The 20,134-nt window shown below is 69.3% G+C and carries 18 protein-coding genes; 3 read left to right on the top strand and 15 right to left on the bottom strand.

The genetic code is table 11. From position 1 onward, the window contains the following. Window positions 1-39: 39 nt before the first annotated feature. Window positions 40-621, bottom strand: coding sequence for a hypothetical protein (locus OQF71_RS02415; protein WP_280585568.1), 582 nt, complete (start codon window positions 619-621; stop codon window positions 40-42). 116 nt (window positions 622-737) lie between these two features. Beyond that, window positions 738-932: a cold-shock protein gene (locus tag OQF71_RS02410; RefSeq protein ID WP_092565973.1), complete on the bottom strand. Its 195-nt coding sequence runs from the start codon at window positions 930-932 to the stop codon at window positions 738-740. A 238-nt stretch (window positions 933-1,170) separates the two neighbouring features. On the opposite strand from OQF71_RS02410, the gene OQF71_RS02405 reads away from it, so the two are divergent. Further along, the gene (locus tag OQF71_RS02405) at window positions 1,171-2,673 is read left to right on the top strand and encodes an MATE family efflux transporter (RefSeq protein ID WP_280585567.1); all 1,503 of its coding nucleotides are present in this window, start codon (window positions 1,171-1,173) and stop codon (window positions 2,671-2,673) included. A 21-nt stretch (window positions 2,674-2,694) separates the two neighbouring features. Here OQF71_RS02405 and OQF71_RS02400 read toward each other — a convergent pair whose 3' ends face one another. The 11 genes from OQF71_RS02400 to OQF71_RS02350 form a co-directional block, all read right to left on the bottom strand. Continuing rightward, a complete protein-coding gene (locus OQF71_RS02400; RefSeq protein ID WP_280585566.1) occupies window positions 2,695-2,952 on the bottom strand; it encodes a hypothetical protein in 258 nt (85 codons plus the stop codon). A 96-nt stretch (window positions 2,953-3,048) separates the two neighbouring features. Continuing rightward, on the bottom strand, window positions 3,049-3,510 hold the full coding sequence (locus tag OQF71_RS02395) for a universal stress protein (RefSeq protein WP_280585565.1): 462 nt from the start codon (window positions 3,508-3,510) through the stop codon (window positions 3,049-3,051). 3 nt (window positions 3,511-3,513) lie between these two features. Next, window positions 3,514-5,268, bottom strand: coding sequence for a cation acetate symporter (locus OQF71_RS02390; protein WP_280585563.1), 1,755 nt, complete (start codon window positions 5,266-5,268; stop codon window positions 3,514-3,516). Continuing rightward, window positions 5,265-5,660 (bottom strand): DUF4212 domain-containing protein, encoded by a 396-nt coding sequence (locus tag OQF71_RS02385; protein WP_280585562.1) that lies wholly within the window; start codon window positions 5,658-5,660, stop codon window positions 5,265-5,267. Before OQF71_RS02385 ends, OQF71_RS02390 begins: the two co-directional genes overlap by 4 nt. 114 nt (window positions 5,661-5,774) lie before the next feature. After that, window positions 5,775-7,769 carry an acetate--CoA ligase gene (gene acs, locus OQF71_RS02380; RefSeq protein ID WP_280585560.1) on the bottom strand — a complete coding sequence of 665 codons (1,995 nt, stop codon included), beginning with the start codon at window positions 7,767-7,769 and terminating at the stop codon, window positions 5,775-5,777. Window positions 7,770-7,919: 150 nt separating this feature from the next. Then, window positions 7,920-9,656, bottom strand: a complete 1,737-nt coding sequence (locus tag OQF71_RS02375; protein ID WP_280585559.1) for a bacterio-opsin activator domain-containing protein — start codon at window positions 9,654-9,656, stop codon at window positions 7,920-7,922. 201 nt (window positions 9,657-9,857) lie between these two features. Further along, complete coding sequence (locus tag OQF71_RS02370; RefSeq protein WP_280585558.1) at window positions 9,858-10,094, bottom strand: DUF2061 domain-containing protein; 237 nt, start codon at window positions 10,092-10,094, stop codon at window positions 9,858-9,860. A gap of 72 nt (window positions 10,095-10,166) precedes the next feature. Continuing rightward, window positions 10,167-12,125 (bottom strand): acetate--CoA ligase, encoded by a 1,959-nt coding sequence (gene acs, locus OQF71_RS02365; RefSeq protein WP_280585556.1) that lies wholly within the window; start codon window positions 12,123-12,125, stop codon window positions 10,167-10,169. A 137-nt stretch (window positions 12,126-12,262) separates the two neighbouring features. Further along, window positions 12,263-13,618, bottom strand: a complete 1,356-nt coding sequence (gene hflX / locus OQF71_RS02360) for a GTPase HflX (protein ID WP_280585555.1) — start codon at window positions 13,616-13,618, stop codon at window positions 12,263-12,265. After that, a complete protein-coding gene (locus OQF71_RS02355; RefSeq protein WP_280585554.1) occupies window positions 13,615-13,980 on the bottom strand; it encodes a DUF2209 family protein in 366 nt (121 codons plus the stop codon). The genes hflX and OQF71_RS02355 overlap by 4 nt, the downstream gene beginning before the upstream one ends. Window positions 13,981-14,178: 198 nt before the next feature. Next, on the bottom strand, window positions 14,179-15,228 hold the full coding sequence (locus OQF71_RS02350; RefSeq protein WP_280585552.1) for a GntG family PLP-dependent aldolase: 1,050 nt from the start codon (window positions 15,226-15,228) through the stop codon (window positions 14,179-14,181). Window positions 15,229-15,377: 149 nt separating this feature from the next. Between OQF71_RS02350 and OQF71_RS02345 the strand changes: the two genes are divergently transcribed. Further along, window positions 15,378-16,904 (top strand): carboxypeptidase M32, encoded by a 1,527-nt coding sequence (locus OQF71_RS02345; protein ID WP_280585550.1) that lies wholly within the window; start codon window positions 15,378-15,380, stop codon window positions 16,902-16,904. A 28-nt stretch (window positions 16,905-16,932) separates the two neighbouring features. Here OQF71_RS02345 and OQF71_RS02340 read toward each other — a convergent pair whose 3' ends face one another. Both OQF71_RS02340 and OQF71_RS02335 read right to left on the bottom strand, forming a co-directional pair. Continuing rightward, complete coding sequence (locus tag OQF71_RS02340; protein WP_280585549.1) at window positions 16,933-17,547, bottom strand: hypothetical protein; 615 nt, start codon at window positions 17,545-17,547, stop codon at window positions 16,933-16,935. 111 nt (window positions 17,548-17,658) lie between these two features. Then, window positions 17,659-18,831 (bottom strand): 3-dehydroquinate synthase II, encoded by a 1,173-nt coding sequence (locus OQF71_RS02335; RefSeq protein ID WP_280585548.1) that lies wholly within the window; start codon window positions 18,829-18,831, stop codon window positions 17,659-17,661. A gap of 155 nt (window positions 18,832-18,986) precedes the next feature. Between OQF71_RS02335 and OQF71_RS02330 the strand changes: the two genes are divergently transcribed. Continuing rightward, window positions 18,987-20,134: HTTM domain-containing protein (locus tag OQF71_RS02330; RefSeq protein WP_280585547.1), on the top strand; the 1,148-nt coding region annotated here is incomplete at its 3' end.

Below are 20,134 nucleotides of genomic sequence, written 5' to 3'. Positions count from 1 at the left end.
AACTCCGCCGGCCGGGCGTGACCGTCAGTGTCCAGAGAACTAGTGCAACGTCCCTTCTCGGACGGTATCGTCGTGTGCGAACAGCGCGTAGCCGACGTCGACCGCGCGGTAGCCGGTATCGTCCGCGATCTCGCGGATCGGCTCGATCATGGTGACGTAGTCGGCGGCGTCGAACGACTCCTTCCGCTCGTCGACGTACCCCAATCGATCCAGTGACGCCCAGACGCGGGTGTCGACGACGGCGTGCCGGTCGCCGTCGAGCGCGGCGAGCACGCACGACGCGGTCGGCGCCCTGAACCCGGAGAGTCCGGTGAGCAGGTGGACCGTCGAGAAGTCGCCGTCGACGAGGCGCGCGTTACGAGTCACTTCCCGGCAGCGCTCCGCCGGGTTCGTCCGGACGTGGTGGGCGCTCCGCGTCGACGACTCGTAGGCGACCTCGTACAGCTCCTCGCGCGTCAGGTGCCCCTGCGAGCGGTACCGCTCGCCGAACTCGTCGAGCCGCTCGGGGAGGACGCCCTGCGTCTCGGCGTAGCGGGCGAGGTTCTCGGCGACGAACGCGTCGAGGTCGTCGGTGTCCGCGTCGAGGTCGGCGGTGTCCGCGTCGAGGTCGGCGGCGTCCATACCGGGACTCCGCGCTCGGCGACCAAAATCCCGGCGCCGTCGCTCGCGGTGTCATATACGCGGAACGCGTTTCGAGAGCTGTCCGTCGTCGCCGGTCGTGGATACGGCCGAGCGAGCTACAGCCGAGTGAGGTTCGTCGCGCGCGGACCCTTGTCCGCCTCCTCGATCTCGAACTCTACCTCCTGGCCTTCCTCGAGGTCCGGGCCGCCGACGTCTTCCATGTGGAAGAACACGTCCTCGTCAGCCTCGTCGGTCTCGATGAATCCGTAGCCGCCGGTGTCGTTGAAGAAGTCGACCTTGCCTGTCGCCATCGCACTCGAGATAACTCCCGACTGGGTGATAAGTGTTGTGTGCGCACCGGTATCCCCGTATTCGGACGTTCTCTGCCCTTCTCGTCGCTGATACGGGTTTTCCGGGGCGAAAAGTCAGTGAACGGAGCGTTTCGCCGACGGGCGATCCCACCGCGAACCGGTTCCCGAAACGTTAGGTCGCGAGCGGGCGTGCCCTCAGTCAGAACTCGCCGTGGGAAACGACGACGCCCGAGTCGACATGACGACGGGGGCGATCTCCCCGAAGCTGTTCGACCTCGCGTGGCCGCTGGTGCTCGGGAACCTCCTCCAGACCCTGTACAACCTCGCGGACATGTTCTGGGTCGGGCGGGTGAGCACCGAGGCCGTCGCCGCCGTCTCGCTCATGTTCCCGCTCTCGTGGCTGTTCGTGTCGACGGCGATGGGACTCACGGCCGCGACGATCGCGTTGGTCTCCCAGCACGTCGGCGCCGGCAACGACCGACGCGCCGACGAGGTCGTGGGGCAGACGGTGCTGCTCGCCATCGCCGTCTCCGTCGCCCTCGCGGTCCTCGGCTTCGCGGCGCGCCACCGGTTACTGTACTGGATCGGCGCCCGCGACGCGGTGTTCGTCGAGGCGCTCGCGTACATCGAGGTGATCCTCCTCACCCTTCCGCTCACGTTCCTCTTCTTCGCGTTCCGCGCCTCGCTGCAGGGCGCGGGCGACACGACGACGGCGATGTGGCTGGTCGGGATCTCCGCCGGTATCAACATCGTCATCGACCCCGTCTTCATCCTCGGCTGGGGACCGGTGCCCGCGCTCGGCACGCGCGGAGCCGCGATCGCGACGCTCGTCGCGCGCCTGTTCGCGACCGCGGTGGGGATCGGAATCCTGCTGCGCGGCGACTGGGGGGTGAAGCTGTACGTCCGCGACCTCGTGCCGAACCCGGAGATACTCCGCAAGCTGATCGGCGTGGGGTATCCGGCGACGCTCGACGGCTGGGCGCGGTCGTTCGCCGCCGTCTTCATGGCGGCGCTGGTCGCGCGGTTCGGCCCGGCCGCGACCGCGGCCTACGGGATCGGCGTCAGACTGATGTCCGTCTCGTGGTCGGTCGCGGGCGCGGTCGGACAGGCGACCGCGACCGGCGTCGGACAGAACCTCGGCGCGGGGACGCCCGACCGCGCCGTCGCCGTCACCCGCGTCGCCACCCTCGGGACCATGGCGCTTCTGGGCGTCGCCGGGGGCGCCGTCTGGCTGTTCCCGGCGGTCGCGATCGGCGTCTTCATCGACGACCCGGCGACGGTCGCCGAGGGTGTGGTCTTCCTTCGCGTCATCGCCCTGTCGTGGGCCTTCTTCGGCGGCCTCATGGTGATACAGGGCGCGTTCCGCGGCGCGGGCCACACCAAGGCGGCGCTCGTGTTGTCCCTGCTCTCTCGGTGGGGCGTCCGGATCCCGCTCGCCGCCCTGCTCGCGTTCGGCGCCGTCGGGGTCACGCTCGGTGGGACCGCGGTGGGCCCCGTCGACATCCCTGTAGTCGAGGTCGGCTACGTCGGCCTCGACTGGGGCGTCGTGGGGCTGTGGTGGGCGTACGCGACGGCCGCCGTGGCCTCCTTCGCGGTCGGCGTGGCGTGGTTCCTGCGCGGGACGTGGACGGCGAGGATCGTCGGCGAGTCGGACGACGCGGCGGTCGCGCCCGAGGCGGACGCCGACGACGAGGACGGCGGAGAGAGTCCGGAGTCGTCCGCCGAGACGCTCGACGACTGAACGAGGAAACGAGATCCGTGACTACCGCCGCTGCTTCGCCAGCTCCAGGGAGATGAAGAAGCCGAAGTACGCTGGAATCCCGGCGAGCATGAACATGTACAGCACCCACTGCGGCGCGCTCGCGAACGCGAAGTCGTACAGAAGCGACACGAGCGTCACCCACGCGATCGCGAACACCAGGTCCTGGAACATGCCGCCTCGGTTCTCGCTCACGTGCGATCGGAGGCGGTCGACGAGGCCCTCCTCGTCCGGGTCGCCGATCGGGTCGGTCTCGGTCATGAACGTGGGTGTCGGTCGGGGTACGTCGGTGTTCCGGAAACGGACCGAGACGGCGCCGTGATAACGGGACGCCGGACGACCCGACGCGGTGGCGGCTCAGTCCTGGTCGAGGTAGTCGACGACGAGGACGGGCACGTGCGTCGAGCGGAGCGTGCGCTCGGTGACGCTCCCGAGGAGCGCGCGCCGGACGCCGGCGCGCCCGTGGCTCCCCATAACGATGAGGTCCATCTCGTGGTCGTCGGCGTAGTCGGCGATCACCTTGTGCGGGCGGCCGCCGGAGATGTGTTCTACGACGTCGATATCGCGGTCCGCACCGCGGGTGGCGACGGTGCCGGTCGCCTCGTCGGCCTTCTGTTTCAGCTCTTCCATCTCGCCGAACCGACCCTGCTTGAGCCGGTCGACCTGCTCGGTGCCGAGACTGAGGTTGACCGAATCGATGTCGACCACGTACAGCGCGTGGACCTCGGTCTCGTATTTCTCAGCGAGATCGAGCGCGTGCTCGACCGCGGACTCTGCGACGTCGCTTCCGTCGGTCGGGATCAGAATGCGTTCGTACATGGATTACTCCTCCGTGGTCGCGTCGTCTCCCGCACGATCGACATCGATACCCGCGTCGTCCGCTGCGCGGCCCCCGTCCGTCGCCACGTCCTCGCCACCGTCGGCGACGACGTCCTCTGCCGTCTGCTGTTGGCGCATCGGCTCCGGGCTGTGACACTGTCGGACGATCCGCTTCGTCTCAATCGGCGGATCGTCGGTCGCCATCGAGACGACGATGGTGACGGCGAAGACGACCGGCACGGCGATGAGCGCGGAGCCGATCGCAGGCATCCACGCCGCGAGCGTCGCGTTGAGCGGAGCCTCCACCCCGCCGATGTACGTCGGAACGACCTCGTTGACCATCGAGATACCCCAGATGGTGAGCCCGGTGGTCATGCCGGCCAGCGCCCCTTCGCGGTTCGTGTTCTCCCACCACATGCCGAGGAAGAACATCGGGAACAGCACCGCGCCGGCCAGCGAGAACGCGTACGAGACCAGCGCGGCGATCGGCGCCGCGGGGTCGAGCGCCGCCAGCGTCGTCAGCACGCCGAGCGCGACGATGCTCAGTCGACCGACGAGCACCTGCTGGCGCTGGGTCGCGTCGGGGTTGATGATGTTGGTGTAAATGTCGTGGGAGATCGCCGAGGAGCCGGCGATGAACAGCCCGGCGGTCGTCGCGATGGCGGCCGCGATCCCGCCGGCGGCGACGAATCCGACGAACCACTGCGGCAGGTTCGACAGCTCCGCGGCCAACACGACGATCACGTCGGCCGCCTCGCTCGTCATCCCCGGGTCGCCGTACACCGCGCCGATGTTTCGCGCGTACAGGTCGGTTCCGAACGCAGCGAACGCCGGCGCGCTGAAGTAGAGGATACAGATGAAGAACAGTCCCCAGACGGTGGACCAGCGGGCCGTCCGCTCGTTTTCGACCGTGTAGAAGCGGACCAGCACGTGCGGGAGCCCGCACGTCCCGACGATGAGCGAGAACGCCGTCGCGATCCACAGGTAGTAGCTCTGGTTGATGAACGGTTCGGAGAACTCGGCGCTCAGGTCGGCTATCAGCGCCCCGTACTCGATCTGCGGCAGGATCGTCGAGTAGTCGTTCGTGAACCCGACCGCGAACAGCCCGGCGACGAACGCGACGATGAGAATGACGTACTGGACGGCCATGTTCTTCGTCGCGCCCAGCATGCCGGACAGCGTGAGATATCCCACCGTGATCGTCATCATGATGATGACCATCGCCTGGTACCCGCTCAGTCCAAAGACCCCGAGGTCGCCGAAGATGTACAGCCCGACGAGCCCCATCCCGCGGGCCTGTCCGATCGCGTAGACGAATCCGATGAGGAACGTCGTGACCGCGCCGATAGCGCGCGCGGTGTCGGAGTTGAAGCGGTCGCCGACGAAGTCCGGCGCCGTGTACTTCCCGAACCGACGCAGCTGCGCGGCGAGGAAGATGAGCAGGATGAAGTAACCGGTCGTCCACCCGACGACGAACGCGAGCCCGTAGACGCCGGCCGTCGCGATCAGCGCCGCCATCCCGAGGTACGACGCGGCGGACATCCAGTTGGCGCCGATCGCCATCCCGTTCTCGACGTTCCCGATCGAGCGCCCGGCGACCCACATGTCCTCCGTGTCGGCCACGCGGAAGACGAATCCGATGGCGATGAACACGAGGAGCATGCCGATCACCAGTATCGATGGGAGCGCCTTGAACGAGACGGTGAACTCCTCGGGGAGCAGTCCGCTCTGGAGCAGCATTGCGGCGAGCGCCGTCATGCGTCACCCCCCGTGCTGTCGTGATCGATCCCGTACTTACTGTCGAGCTCGTCCCGCCGCTGGGCGTACCACGCTGATAAGATCAGCGCACCCCCCGGTGCGCCGATGGCGATGAGGAAGTAGTGGAGCGGGAAGCCGATGACCGGCATCGCGGTCGTCATCGTCCCGGGGGCCAGATAGGTGGCCGTCACCGGACCGAAGACGATAACGGCCCAGATCGCGAACCCCGTCCAGACGATCCGGAGGTGCTCGCGCATGTACGGCGTGCTCGGATTCAGCAGGTTCACCTCCGAGCTGAGGTAGTCGGTCTGTCTGTGCTTCTGTGCCGCACCCGCCGCGACGCCACCGTCGGTGGCAGCGTCGCCGGAGTCGTGTGAGCTACTATCTGTCATCTATCGTGGTGTGTCGTTGTGAGACTCGTCGTACGTCGTATATCTGATTCGATCGTGACGTTCGTTCGCGTATCGAGGTCGTCGTGCCGATCTGAAAACGGGGGCGTCGGACGCCTATTCGCCGTCCGCTTTCTGCTGGATCTCTTCGACGATCTCCGGGTTCCGGAGCGTGCTCGTGTTACCGAGTTCCTTGCCGTCAGCGATGTTCTCCAGCAGGCGGCGCATGATCTTCCCCGAACGGGTCTTCGGCAGGTCGGGCGTGAACACGACTTGCTCCGGCCGAGCGATCGGACCGATGGCGTCCTCCACACCGGCGATGATCGCGTCGCGGAGCTCGTCGTTGCCCTCGTACCCGTCCTCGGTGGTCACGTACGCGTAGACCGCCTCGCCTTTGATGTCGTGGTTCCCGCCGACGACGGCGGCCTCCGCGACCCCCTCGACGCCGACGATCGCGGACTCGATCTCCATCGTCCCCAGCCGGTGGCCGGAGACGTTGAGCACGTCGTCGACGCGGCCGAGCACGGTGATGTAGCCGTCCTCGTCGATCTTCGCCCCGTCCTCCGGGAAGTACACCCAGTCGTCGGGGTCGTCGCTGTCGGTATCCGAGTACTCCGCCCAGTACTCCTCGATGTAGCGCTCGTCGTTGTTGTACAGCGTCCGGAGCATGCCGGGCCACGGCTTCTGCACCGTGAGGTAGCCGGCCTTTCCGGGCTCGACCTCGTCGCCGAGCGTGTCGAGGATCTGGACGTCGAGCCCCGGGAGCGGGGGTCCGGCGGCGCCCGGCTTCATGTCCTTGATCCCGGGCAGCGTCGTCACCATCATCCCGCCGGTCTCGGTCTGCCACCACGTGTCGACGATCGGACACTCCTCGTCGCCGATGTGCTGGTAGTACCACTTCCACGCGCGGGGGTTGATCGGCTCGCCGACCGTCCCGAGCAGCCGCAGCGACGAGAGGTCGTGACGGTCCGGGAACTTCTGTCCCCACTTCATGAACGCGCGGATCGCCGTGGGAGCCGTGTACAGCTGGGTCGCGTCGTACTCGTCGACGATCTCCCAGAGGCGGTCCTGCTCCGGGTGGTCCGGCGTGCCCTCGTACATCATCGTCGTCGTCCCGAGCGCGAGCGGCCCGTAGACGATGTACGAGTGACCCGTGATCCAGCCGATGTCGGCCGAACAGAAGTACGTGTCATCCGGCTTGATGTCGAGGACGGACTGCGAGGTCCACGACACCCACGAGAGGTAGCCGCCCGTGGTGTGTTTCACGCCCTTCGGTTTCCCCGTCGTCCCGGAGGTGTACATCAGGAACAGCATGTCCTCGGCGTCGCGGGTGACCGGCTCGACCTCGGCGCCCTCGTGGTCCGCGACGAGGTCTCCGTAGTCGAGCTGGTCGTCGCCGAGCTCGTGGCCGAAGTCGTCGCCGTTCGGCCCGAGCCGATCGACGACGACGGTCGTGGTGCCGTGGTCGACGCCCGCGAGCCCCTCGTTCGCCTTGTCGAGGTGGTCGAGCGGGTCGCCGCGCCGGTAGTAGCCGTCGCAGGTGACGAGGTACTCCGACTCCGCGGAGTTCATCCGGGTCGCGAGCGCGTCCGCCGAGAACCCGGCGAAAACGACGCTGTGGGGGGCGCCGATGCGGGCGCACGCCAGCATCGCGATCGGCAGTTCCGGGATCATCGGCATGTACATCGTCACGACGTCGTCCTCCTCGACGCCCTGCTCGCGGAGCGCGGACGCGAACTCGTTCACCTCTCGGTGGAGCTCCTCGTACGTGTACGTGCGATCGTCCTCGTCGACCGGCTCGCCGACCCACTCGATCGCGGCCTCGTCGCCGCGCTCGTCGAGGTGTCGGTCGAGGCAGTTAGCCGACGCGTTCAGTTCGCCGCCGGTGAACCACTCGTAGAATGGCGGGTTGCTGTCGTCCAACACCTGATCGTACTTCGATTCCCAGTCGAGGAGGTCGGCCGCGGCCTCCCAGCACTCCGGCCAGTTCTCCTCGAACTCCTCGTAGATCTCGGGGTCGGAGACGTTGGCCCCCGATACGAACGATTCCGGCGGCTCGAACACCTCCTGCTCTTCCAGTCTCGCTTCCAGTTGTCCGTCGTCCTCTGTCATGGTACGGTCGTATCCACCCAATCTCACCATATAAACGCTGGCGCTAAATACGAAAAATCGTGATAATCTCGCACCGTCGCGCGCGCCGGTTCTCGCCGGTATCTGGTGTCTATCGCCCCGGTATCGGGTGCCTCTCAGGTGCGTCTCGGCTCAGATCCGATCCCGGTGCTCCTCCTCGAAGAGGCCGTCGAGGAGCGCGCGTTGCGCCTTGCGGAGGTGGTTATGAAACGTCGGCGAGGAGACGTCCATCGCGTCGGCGACCTCCTCGGCGGTGCTCCCGCGGGGCCAGTCGAAGTAGCCGCCGTGGTACGCGGCCGACAGGGCGGCCCACTGGCGGTCGGTGAACCGGTCCGCGACCCCTTCGCGGAAGGAGGACTCGGACCGCGCCGACCGGCCGACGGACTCCTTGCTCGCGAGACGGGCGTCGGCGAACGCGGCGCGGAGGCCGTCGGCCACCGGTCTGACGTCGGCGCCCTCGGGGAGGTCGGCGACGACGCGGACGCGGCCGTCTTCCCCGACCGCGTCGCGGACGGTCGCACCGTGTTCCGTGAGCGTTCGGACGGCCGACCCGCCCTCGACGTGCACCGACACGGAGCAGCCGTCCTCGCGCGTCTCGATCACTCGGAGGTCCGAAACGCCGTCAGCGCCGTCGACGACCTCGGCGACGCCCTGCGGTCTCGCTCCCGCGACGGAGAGGTACAGCCGAGAGGCGTCGTCGGTGACGCCGACGGTCGAGTCGAGTGCGATCCGACAGCCGAGGCCGGCGCTAGCCCGGGCGAGAAACGCCCCCTCGTCGGCTGTGTGGAACTCGACCTCGGTGACGGCGTCGGAGTGGAGGAGGTCGCGCCACCGGCCGGCCGTCACCGCCCAGCCGAGACACCGCCCGAGCGCGACGAGTTCGCGGCGCTCGGTCTCCGAAACGGCCGCTTCGTCGGCGACGACGCAGAGCGCGCCGTGCGTCACGTCCCGGTAGCTCGCGGGGACGGCGATTCCCGGCCGCCCGTCGGCGGTCGGCTCGTCGTCTGCGAGGACCGGGTCTCCCGTCTCGACCGCGTCGAGCCACGGCCCGTCCCGCGTGACGCCGCGGTCGACGAGGACCTCCCGGTCGACGCCAGCGGCGCCCACGACCTCGGTCCGGCCGCCGTCGACCGACCCGCGGACCACCCACGCCTCGACCCACCGGTCGGACTCGACCAGTCGCTCCGGGACCGTCGCCAGCGGCGACCCGCGGTCCTCGCCGTCGGCGAGCGCCTCGAACCCGCCGAGCGCGGTCGGTGTCGTTCCGTCGGTACCGGCGGCCGGATCGGCGGCTCCGGCGGACCCAGCGGTCCCGGCGACCGCGAACGCCTCGGCGATCTCCCGGCCGTCGAGCGGGCCGAGAAACTCGTCCAAGGTTCCGAGCGTCTCCCAGCCACCGGCCTCGCGGACCGCGTGGGGGTCGACGCCGCGGTCGACGAGGAGTCGGCGCGCGAAGGCGTCGCGGAGGTCGCGAGGCGTGACGTCGGCCGGGACCGCGCCGTCGGTCCGCGCCGCCGCCCGCCCGGCGGTCTCGTTCACGATCATCTGGACCCGGCGGGGCGAGACGCCGACGAACGGCTCCGCCTCGCCGAGCCCCTCGCTCTCGGCGTACCGCCGGAGCTCGGCCGCCAGCGAGGCCGGGACGACCGTCTCGCGGTCGATAGATTCGGCCGCGTTCTCGGCCGGAACGGCGAGGAGTGACGCCTCGGAGGCGACGCCCGCATCCCGGAGGTGCCGCGGCGCGACGCGGGTGATCTCGCCGGTCCGGAGTCCGGCCTCCCCGGCGAGCCGAACCACGACCGCGGCGCGGTACGTCTCGGCCGCGGCCACGAGGGCGTCGTACGCGTCGGCGTCGATCGCGTCGACCATCTACTTCGTGAACAGACGAAAAGCCGAAAGAAAAATCTTCGCACGTCCTGCTTTTCTCGCGTGTACCGATCCACGGCCTCTCTATTCGGTCTGCTCAACGGATGTGTCTCGAGACGCATTGTTTCGGTATACAATTCATTTCCGAAACACGTGACGACTCCTCTCGAACGGGCTGACACCTCCACCGGAGGGGTGACCGACTCAGACGCCGTCGGCGACGCCCCACGCGACGTGGTCCCACAGCCGCTCGTAGGCGTAGTACGTCGCGGTCTTGACGACGTTGGTGAACAGCCCGATGTTCACGGCGGCGCCCACGTCCTCGACGACCGCCCACGCCACGAATACGGTAATTATGACCATGAAGACGCGGTAACAGAGCGCCTTGGCGACTGCCCGCTTCCGATCGTGGAGCGCCGAGCGAGAGACGAGCGTTCCCATACCGGTTCCTCGGAGCCCGCCCATATGAACGTTTGAGACGGTGCTGAAACGGTGTGGGGAATCCGTATCCGGTTACTCCTCGCGAACTGACGACTCGATCTCACCGACGACCTCCGGGTTCCGGAGCGCGCTGACGTCGCCGAACTCCTCGCCGCGAGCGATGTCCTCCAGCAGGCGGCGCATGATCTTCCCCGAGCGCGTCTTCGGGAGGTCCGGAGTGAACACGATCCGGTTCGCGCGCGCCACGTCGCCGACGGAGCGGGCCAGCTCCTCGCCGATCGCGGCCCGGAGCGACTCCCCGGGCTCGACGTCGCTCCGGGTGGTCACGTAGGCGACGATGTCGCCGTCGTCGTCGCCGACGACCGCGGTCTCGGTGACGCCCTCGACGCCCACGATCGCCGACTCCAACTCGGCGGTGTTGAACCGTCGCGCTCGCACGTTGATCACGTCGTCGACGCGACCGAGGATGCTCACGTAGCCGTCCTCGTCGACCGTCGCGCCGTCGCCGGTCCGGTAGCGCCACCCGTCCTCGGCCTCGACCCAGTACTCGCGGCGGTAGCGCTCGTCGCCCTCGCGGAGCCCGCGCAGCATCCCGGGCCACGGCGACCCGATCGTGAGGTACCCCGGATCGCCGGGGGCGACCGGCTCGCCGTCCTCGTCGACGACGCGCGCGTCGATCCCGGGCAGCGGCGGCCCGACCTTCCCCGGCTTCATCGGCGTGATCCCGGGCAGCGTCGCGAGCGCGATGGCCCCCGTTTCCGTCTGCCACCACGTGTCGACGATCGGCGCCTCGCCGCCGCCGACGTGCTCGCGGTACCAGCGCCACGCCTTCGGCGTGATCGACTCGCCGACGGTGCCCAGCAGGCGGACCGACGAGAGGTCGTGGCGGTCGGGGTACTCCGCGCCCCACTTCATGAACGACCGGATCGCGGTGGGCGAGGTGTAGAAGACGCTGACCGCGTTGCGCTCGATCAGGTCCCACACGCGGTCCCGGTCCGGGTAGTCTGGCGAGCCCTCGTAGAGGACGGTCGTGGTCCCGACCGAGAGTGGCCCATACACGCCGTAGGAGTGACCCGTGATCCAGCCGATGTCGGCCGCACACCAGTAGGTGTCGTCGGGGCGCACGTCGAGGACGTTCCGGGTAGTCCACGCGACGTGCGAGAGGTAGCCGCCGGTCGCGTGCTCGACGCCCTTCGGTCGGCCGGTCGTCCCGGAGGTGTACATCACGAACAGCAGGTCGGTGGCGTCGCGCGCGACCGGCTCGACCGTCTCGCCGTCGTGCGCGTCGACGAGGGACTCGTACCCGTACTCGTCGTCGCCGAGGGACACGTCGAGCGCGTCCCCGAGCCGGTCGACGACGACCGTCGCCGCGAGATCGGCGTCGGCCCGGAGTCGGGCGTTGTCCGCCTTCGACTTCTGGTTGAACGCGTCTTCCCGCCGGTAGTAGCCGTCGCAGGTGACGAGGTACGACGAGTCGGCCGCGTCGAGGCGGGTCGCCAGCGCCTCCGCCGAGAGCCCCGCGAAGACGACGTTGTGGGGCGCGCCGATCCGCGCACACGCCAGCATCGCGACCGGGAGCTCCGGGATCATCGGGAGGTACAGCGTCACGACGTCGTCCTCCTCGACGCCGAGCTCCCGTAGCCCCGCCGCGACGGCGTTCACCTCGCGGTGGAGGTCGAGGTAGGTGTACGACCGCCGCTCGCCGCGCTTGCCGAACCACCGGATCGCGAGCTGGTTGCGCCGCTCGTCGAGGTGTCGGTCGACGCAGTTCACCGACGCGTTGAGCCGCCCGCCCGGAAACCACTGATAAAAGGGCGGGTCGGCGTCGTCGAGCACCGCGTCGTACTCGGTCTCCCAGTCGAGGAGGTCGGCGGCGCGCCGCCAGGCGTCGGGCCCGTCGGCCGCGAACGCGTCGTACACCCCCGCGTCGCTCGCGACGGCCCGCTCGCGGAACCCCGTCGGCGGCTCGATAGCGTCGTCGGCGGCGACGAGTCGGTCCCGCCGCCGGCCGTCGACTCCGGCGTCGTCCATGATACCTGTTCGCAAGTGGAGGAATGTATACTTTGTCCGATGCCACGCGCGCCCGATCCGTCATGCCCGTCCGCGACGTCGCGTGAGTCCTCGCCGCCCGACGCGCCGACTCGCCGCCCGGCGCGCCGACTCGCCGCCTACGGCGACTCCGCGGGGGCGAGCGCGGCCGCTTTCGATCGGGCGCGGGCCACGATCGAGGGTTTGGCCTCGAAGTCGACGGTCACCTGGTCGCTCGCGTACGACTCCTCGTCGACGTGGCCGTGGTCGTGGATCCACGAGACGAGGCTCATGGCCTCGTCGGAGACGGGGAGGACGAGCCGCTCGCGCTCCCAGTCGGGGAGTTCGTCCTCGACGCGGTCGCGAAGCTCCGCGACGCCCGCGCCCGTCTTCGCCGAGACGGCGACGGGGTCGGGCGCGACGCCGGAGAGCGCGCCGCGCTTGTCCGCCAGCTCGCCGGGCACGAGCCGGTCCACCTTGTTGAACACGGTGACGACGGGGGCCTCGTTGCGCTCGTAGAGGGTATCGTGGCTCGTGACGAGCTTCTCGCGCATCGCCTCGACCGGCTCGCTCGCGTCGACGACGAGCAGCACGAGGTCGGCCCGGTACACCGAGTCGAGCGTCGATTCGAACGACTCCACGAGCCAGTGGGGGAGGTCGGCGATGAACCCGACCGTGTCCGTGAGGAGCACGTCGCGCTTCTCCATCGCGGCCCGGCGGGTCGTCGTGCCGAGGGTGGTGAACAGCATGTCCTGCGACTCGGCGGTCGTGTCGAGGTCGGGGTGTCGGTCGACGTTCTCGTCGACGTCGATCTCGGCCGCGAGCCGGCGCATCAGCGTCGACTTGCCGGCGTTGGTGTAGCCCGCGAGCGCGACCAGATCGAAGCCGGAGTCGCGGCGCTGCTCGCGGCGCGCCTCCTCCTTCTCGGCGATCGACTCCAGCTCGTCTTGGATCTCGGAGATCTGTCGTTTGATGTCGCGCTCGACGCTCTCGTCGTACTCGCCGAGCCCCATGAACCCGGGGCGCTCGTCGCGCTTCGCGAGGCTCGCCTTCGCCTCGGCGCGCGGGAGCTCGTACCGGAGCTCGGCGAGCTCGACCTGCAGCTGCGCCTTCCGAGTGTTCGCGCGCTGGCCGAAGATCTCGAGGATGAGCGTGAACCGGTCGATCACCTCGACGCCCTCGGGGAGCTCCCCGCCGATGTTGAACGTCTGGTACGGCCCCACGTCGTTGTCGACGATGACGGCGCCGGCGTCGGTCCGGCGGACCCGGTCGCGCAGCTCCGCGACCTTCCCCTCACCGAACATGAACGCGGCGTCCTCCGTGCGGGTCTGCGAGAGCTCGCCGACCACTTCGTAGCCTGCGGCCGCGGCGAGCTGGGTGATCTCGGTGAGGTCGGCGTTGCCGGAATCGACGCGCTTGGCGACGACCGCGCGCCGCTCTCGAGGGACCGATTCGTGGGTTCCGTCGGCGTTCGCCCCCTCGACGCTCCCGGTCATAAGAGGAGGTCTCGGGCGGCGTACGCGGCGTGGTGTGCTGCCTGCACTGTTTCGCGCTCACCTATGCTCTCGACGTATTTAAACTCGGGTCGGAAGCTGAGCCCGACCCGCTCGGGGGGTTCCTCGTAGAACTCGCCGTGCTCCGCGACGATCGGTCCCGCCGGTGGCTCCGGCAGGTTCCCGACGGCGGTCGCCACGACTGCCAGCGTCGCGTCGAGCGTCGGTCCCTCGCGCGCGGCGGCGAAGCCGGTCCCCTCGACCGACCGGATCCGGGTCGAGTCGATCCGGGCGTGCACCGCGGCCGCGACCATCAGGTACTCGCCGTCCTCCTCGTGGCGGCCGCTGATGTCGACGCCGACCACCTCAGGGACGGGCGCCGGCCACCTCGGTTCGGCCGGGGAGCTGTTCCGAGCCCACGGGTGCTGTGCCCATACGACCGGGTTGATCGCCCGCCGAATTGAACGTTTCCGTGCGTGCGTCTGATCTCCGACCGCGCCGCCTCAGGCCGACAGCGCCGTGACCGCGCCGCCTCAGGCCGACAGCGCCGTGACCGCGCCGCCTCAGGCCGACAGCGCCGCGACCGCGTCGCCGATCCGGTCGACGGCGGCGTCCACGTCGGCGGCGTCCACGTCGAGGTGCGTCGTGAAGCGGGTCGTGTACTCGTCGAACTCGACGCAGCCGACGCCGGCCGCCTTGCAGGCCTCCACGAGGTCCGCGGCTGGGATCCCGGCGTCTTCGGTGTGCGCGACGACGATGTTGGTGTCCGGCGCGGGCGCGTCGACCCCGTTCAGCGCGTCGAGACCGGCGGCGAGCCGCTCGGCGTTGGCGTGGTCGTCGGCGAGCCGGTCGACGTTGTCGAGGGCGAGCAGCCCGGGCGCGGCGATCATGCCGGCCTGTCGCATCCCGCCGCCGAACAGCTTCCGGACGCGGCGGGCCGCCTCGACGAACGCCTCGTCGCCCGCGAGGATCGAGCCGACGGGTGCGCCGAGTCCCTTCGAGAGACAGAAAGTGACGCTGTCGGCGGGCGCGACGACGTCGCTCGCGTCGACGCCGAGCGCGACCGCGGCGTTGAACACGCGGGCGCCGTCGAGGTGGACCGGCACGTCGGCGTCGCGGGCGACCTCGGCGGCCGCGGCGATCTCCTCGACCGGGACCGCGACCCCGCCGCGGTAGTTGTGGGTGTTCTCCAGCGAGAGGAGGCCGGTCCCGGGCCGATGGAGGTCCTCGCTCACGAGTCCCTCGGCGACCGCGTCCGGGGTCGGAACGCAGCGCTCGCCGGCGTCGATCGTCCGGGTCTGCGCGCCCGAGAGCTTCGCCGCGCCCGCGAGCTCCCACCGGTAGATGTGCGACTCGCGTTCCAAGAGGAGCTCCTGGCCGGGCTCCGTGTGAACGTGGACGGCGATCTGGTTCGCCATCGTCCCGGAAGGGACGTACAGCGCGGCCTCGGTGCTGACAGCCTCGGCGGCGCGGCGCTCCAGCTCGTTGACGGTCGGGTCGTCGCGGTACACGTCGTCGCCGACCTCGGCGTCGCGAGCGGCCTCGCGCATCTCGTCCGAGGGCGTCGTGACGGTGTCGGATCGCAGGTCGATGGTGTCCTCGTCGGTCTTCATTCGTTGCCGGCGGTTCGGCGGCCTCTCTGAAATAGGTCGCGCTCGGGGCCGGTTCGCCCGGATCCGCGCGGCGGACGGCCTCCGTGACCCGTCGTCGCGTCCGTTCCGGATTCGGTCCCTTCTTAATCCGCGCGACCGATCCGTGACGTATGGCAACGGAAGCCGCGGCCGACGACGCGACCGACGCCCCCGAGGCGTACGAGGCCCTCCTGGACCGCGTTCGACGCTGGAACACGGTCGGGAGCGCCGCCGGCGTGCTCGGGTGGGACCAGCAGGTGATGATGCCCGAGGGCGGCACGCCCGCCCGCTCGAAGGAGCTCTCGACGCTCTCGTCGATCCAACACGACATGATCACGGATAGCGAGACCGGCGAGCTGCTCGCCGAGCTCGACGACGCCGACCTCACCGACGAGCGGGCGGCGGTCGTCCGCGAGGTCCGCCGCGAGTACGAGCGCGCCGACGCCGTGCCCGTCGAGCTCGTCGAGGAGATCTCCGAGACCGGCTCCGAGGCGCTGCAGGCGTGGGAGGAGGCGAGAGCCGAGGACGACTTCGAGGCGTTCGCCCCGTACCTAGAGAAGCACGTCGAGCTCAAGCGGGAGTACGCGGAACACATCGACCCCGACCGCGACCCCTACGAGGTCCTCTTCGAGGATTACGAGCCGTGTCTCCCTATCGACCGCGCCGAGGCCATCCTCGAGGAGCTCCGCGAGACGCTCGTTCCCATGATCGACGCGATCCGCGGCGCCGACGCGGACCTCGCGGTCGACACCTTCGAGGGGACCTTCTCCGAGGACGACCAGGAGGCACTCGCCCGCGAGGCGCTCGAACTCGTCGGCTACGACTTCGACCGCGGTCGGCTCGACGTCTCCTCGCACCCGTTCACCTCCGGCAACCAGTTCGACTGCCGCGTGACGACCCGGTTCGACGAGTCCGATCCGCTCGGTGCGATCGGCTCGACGATCCACGAGTACGGGCACGCCCAGTACAACCTCGGACTCCCGCAGGAGGAGTGGGCGACCCCCCTCGGCGAGTCGCGCGACCTCTCCGTCCACGAGTCGCAGTCGCGGCTCTGGGAGAATCACGTCGGGCGGAGTCGGGCGTTCTGGGAGCTGTTTCTCCCCTCGTTTAAAGAGCAGTTCCCCCAGACCGAGGCGGCGACCGTCGAGGACGCCTACGAGGCGTTCAATCAGGTGTACGAGGACAACTTCATCCGCGTCGAGGCGGACGAGCTCACCTACCACCTCCACATCATCGTCCGGTTCGAGATCGAGCGCGACCTGATCCGCGGCGACCTCGCGGTCGAGGACGTGCCGGAGGTCTGGAACGACAAGTACGAGGAGTACCTCGGGATCCGCCCCGAGACCGACAGCGAAGGCTGTCTGCAGGACATCCATTGGAGCCACGGGAACTTCGGTTACTTCCCCACCTACTCGCTCGGATCCGTCATGGCCGCGCAGCTGTTCGACGCCGCCGAGAGTGAGATCGACGGCCTCGACGCGAAGATCGCCGACGGCGACTTCGGCGATCTCCAGGCGTGGCTCGGCGAGAACGTCCACCGGCACGGCTCGCGCTACGAGACGAACGAGCTGGTGGAACGCGCGACCGGCGAGGAGTTCTCGGCTGACGCGTTCGTCGACTACGTCGAGGAGAAGTACGGCGAGCTGTACGATATCTGAGGCGGGGACTCCCGATATCTGCGCCGGGCTACCCGAGCCGGAACCCGCTCATCAGGACGATGAGCGCGAGCATCACGGCGCCCTCGAACAGCCCGACGACGAGGTTCTTCTTCTCGATCGATTCGAGTCGGGCGGCGTCCGGATCCGGCGTCAGCGTCTCGTAGTACGCGCGGAGCTGGAGCCGGTGTGGGACCACGAGACCGAACGCGAACAGCCCCCAGCCGACGCCGAGCGCGGCCGACGACCAGCGGCTCGCGAACCCGTAGCCGAGCCCGAGGTCGGACGTCAACAGCACCGTGCCCGAGAGCACCGTCGTGAGCGAGAAGCCGACGAGGAAGAAGACGGCCTTCGGGACGAGCGTGGCCGTCACCGCGGCCGACGCCTCCTCGTCGAGTCCGCCGAGGGTCGGGCCGATGATCGCCGGGAAGATCAGCGCGAACCCGAACCACACGGCGCCCGCCGCGACGTGCGTGTAAAAGAGCAGTCCGGTGCTCGCGAGCGCGAGGCTCGCGGCGAAAAACGCCAGCGGCACGAGAATGCTCCCGGCCGCGAACGCCGGATTCGCGGCGTCCGCGAGGTGGCGGATCCGTTCGACGACGCCCGACTCCGCGACGCGACGATCGCCTTCGTTAGCGACTGTCATGGGAACCGGATGCGGAGTGACGGTGAAATGCGTTCTGGTCGACACGATCCCGGCCGGTTTCGTGCGCCCGCGGCGCGGTCACCGTTCCGCGACCGGGACGGCGGCCCGGCCTCACTTCTCGATGATACTCTCCTCGACGGCCTCCCCGAAGTGGCGCGCGACGTCCTCGTAGTAGACGAGCGCCTCGTCGCCCGGCTCGACGTCGGTGACGGCTTTCCGGCCCTCGGTCGTGGCGATCTTCACGGTCTCGGCGTTCTGGATGAGCGTCTCGATCCGGTCGGAGCCGTCCTCGGTTTCGACTTCCGCTTGGATCCGGAACATCGGGCGTTTCTCGATCTTCACCCGACCCACCACGGCCTCGCGGGTGTGGCCGTCGGTGTCGACGACCTGGACCTCGTCGCCGCTCGACAGCTCCGCGAGGTAGTTGGTGCCGCCCTCGGAATTGCGGACGTACGCGTGGACTGCGCCCGCGTTCACGCGGAACGGCCGCGAGGCGACGTACGGCGACTCCGCGGTCTCCGCGTGGACGAAAAAGAGCCCCCGCGACATCGAGCCGACTAACATTCCCTCGCTGTCGTCCATCAGCGACCCCGTGTCGATGCAGACGCGGTCCGCCATCCCGGTCTGTTCGATCTCGGTCACCTCGGCGTGCCGGAGGTCCAGCGTCTCGCGGTCGGCGGCGTCGCGGGCCTCGACCGCGCCCCGGATCTCGTCGGGAGAGTCGGAATCGAGGAGGACGCCGTCGGCGCCGATCTCCAGCGTCTCGAAGGCGGTCCGGGCCTCCGCGGCGGTCGTCGCGCCGGCGACGAGGTGCGTCTCCTCGCCGACCCGCGCGATCAGGTTCTCCAGCGGGATGATCGACCAGTCCTCGCCGACGACGATCGTGTACTCGGCGTCGTCCGCCGCCTCCTCGGCGAACCGCTCGTACTCGGTCCCGAGCACGCGGACGTAGACGCCCTGCGCGCGGTCGTCGCGCCGCCGGACCGTCGTCAGGTCCGCAGAGCCGGAGAAGTCGTCTGGGAGGTCGATCGTCCCGTCGCCTTCACCGCCCTTGCCGACGAAGTAAGCGTCGGCCTCGGCGTCGCTCTCGGCGTCGTCGATGACGTCCGCCTCGGAGCGGAACGCCGCGACCGAGACGTCCCCCAGTTCTCTGACGCGGCCCACGTCGGCCTCGTCGACGAGGACCCAGTCCGCGCCGGCCTCGATGGCGGCCGTGATCCGTCGCTTGCGCGCCTCCCAGTCGCCGACGCTCCCGTCGGCTTTCACCCAGACCGTGCGTGTCATTGTCGAAACCTCACGGCGGGCGGGCTTGAAAACTGCGGAAGGGTCGCGCGTTGCGGACGACGGCTCGACGCGATCGGACGCCGCGGGCGACGGCTCGGCCCGAAGACGACAAAGCACTTATCACTGAGATCGTATCCTACGACGTACACCTCCGAATGACGCCACCACGCCAGCCGCTCTCGAACGTCGGTTCCCGCTACGCGGCGGCGCGCGAGTCCCTCCGCGAGCGCGCCGCGCCGTACCTCGGGATCGATCCGCGCGCGCTCGGCGCGTTCCGGGTCGCGCTGGCGCTCCTGCTCCTCGGCGACCTACTCCGCTACCGGCTCCCGGGGATGCGCGCGTTCTACACCGACGACGGCGTCCTGACGCGGTCGACGCTCGCCGAGCTGTATCCGCTGTTGGAGACCGTCTCGATCCACGCGGTGTCCGGTTCGACGTGGGTACAAGCCGGGCTGCTCGCGATCGCCGCCGTCGCCGCCGTCTCCCTGCTCGTCGGCTATCGAACGCGGGCGTCGACCGGTGTCTCCCTCGTCCTGCTCGCGTCGCTGTACGCGCGGAACCCGTACGTGATCAACGGCGGGAACACAATCCTTGTCGTGTTCCTGTTCTTGGGCCTCTTTCTCCCCCTCGACGCCCGCTGGTCGCTCGGTTCGAGCCGCCGGAAGGTCCGCAGCGACCGGATCGAGATCACCGCGCGAGGTGAGGAGGAAGGGAACGACGGCGTCGATCACCGGGTCTGTTCGCTCGGGACGGTCGTCACCCTCCTGACGCTCGTGTCGATCTACGCGGCGAACGTGGTGTCCAAGTACCGGAGCGACGCGTGGATGTCGGGCATCGCTGTTCCCCGGATATTCCAAGTGGAGGAGTTCGTCGTGTTCTTGGGCCCGTTCGTCGCCGAACGGGCCGCGGTCCTCGCGGCGATGAACTGGCTCTGGATCGCGCTGCTCTCCGTGTCCGTCCTGCTGATCGCCCCCGACGAACGGCTCAGGGTCGGGGCCGCCCTCGCGTTCGTCTCCGCGCACTTGGGCATGGCCGCGACGATGCGGCTCGGCGTGTTCCCGTTCGTCATGATCGCGGTCCTGCTCCTGTTCTTTCCGCCGAGGGCCTGGGACGCCGTCGAGGCGCTCACGTCGAGGGTCCACGCACCCGCGCCATCCGGTGGCCGCGCGTACCGAAGCGACGGCGGGAGCGCCGACGCGACCGCCTCTTCGGGCCCGTCGGCCCACTCGCGGGGGCGACGGGGGGTCCGGGCAGTCGGTTATACACGTCTCCGCGCCGAGGCGCCGAAGGCGGGGGGCGTGGG

This window comes from Halorubrum sp. Boch-26 (genome assembly GCF_029889805.1).
Lineage (GTDB): Archaea > Halobacteriota > Halobacteria > Halobacteriales > Haloferacaceae > Halorubrum.
The sequence above is the reverse complement of the archived record's forward strand: the minus strand, read 5'-3'. Positions and strand labels throughout refer to the sequence as shown.

Coding starts and splice junctions, on each gene's coding strand:
- OQF71_RS02415 (WP_280585568.1), bottom strand. CDS start 621: ATGGACGCCGCCGACCTCGACGCGGACACCGCCGACCTCGACGCGGAC.
- OQF71_RS02410 (WP_092565973.1), bottom strand. CDS start 932: ATGGCGACAGGCAAGGTCGACTTCTTCAACGACACCGGCGGCTACGGA.
- OQF71_RS02405 (WP_280585567.1), top strand. CDS start 1,171: ATGACGACGGGGGCGATCTCCCCGAAGCTGTTCGACCTCGCGTGGCCG.
- OQF71_RS02400 (WP_280585566.1), bottom strand. CDS start 2,952: ATGACCGAGACCGACCCGATCGGCGACCCGGACGAGGAGGGCCTCGTC.
- OQF71_RS02395 (WP_280585565.1), bottom strand. CDS start 3,510: ATGTACGAACGCATTCTGATCCCGACCGACGGAAGCGACGTCGCAGAG.
- OQF71_RS02390 (WP_280585563.1), bottom strand. CDS start 5,268: ATGACGGCGCTCGCCGCAATGCTGCTCCAGAGCGGACTGCTCCCCGAG.
- OQF71_RS02385 (WP_280585562.1), bottom strand. CDS start 5,660: ATGACAGATAGTAGCTCACACGACTCCGGCGACGCTGCCACCGACGGT.
- acs (WP_280585560.1), bottom strand. CDS start 7,769: ATGACAGAGGACGACGGACAACTGGAAGCGAGACTGGAAGAGCAGGAG.
- OQF71_RS02375 (WP_280585559.1), bottom strand. CDS start 9,656: ATGGTCGACGCGATCGACGCCGACGCGTACGACGCCCTCGTGGCCGCG.
- OQF71_RS02370 (WP_280585558.1), bottom strand. CDS start 10,094: ATGGGAACGCTCGTCTCTCGCTCGGCGCTCCACGATCGGAAGCGGGCA.
- acs (WP_280585556.1), bottom strand. CDS start 12,125: ATGGACGACGCCGGAGTCGACGGCCGGCGGCGGGACCGACTCGTCGCC.
- hflX (WP_280585555.1), bottom strand. CDS start 13,618: ATGACCGGGAGCGTCGAGGGGGCGAACGCCGACGGAACCCACGAATCG.
- OQF71_RS02350 (WP_280585552.1), bottom strand. CDS start 15,228: ATGAAGACCGACGAGGACACCATCGACCTGCGATCCGACACCGTCACG.
- OQF71_RS02345 (WP_280585550.1), top strand. CDS start 15,378: ATGGCAACGGAAGCCGCGGCCGACGACGCGACCGACGCCCCCGAGGCG.
- OQF71_RS02340 (WP_280585549.1), bottom strand. CDS start 17,547: ATGACAGTCGCTAACGAAGGCGATCGTCGCGTCGCGGAGTCGGGCGTC.
- OQF71_RS02335 (WP_280585548.1), bottom strand. CDS start 18,831: ATGACACGCACGGTCTGGGTGAAAGCCGACGGGAGCGTCGGCGACTGG.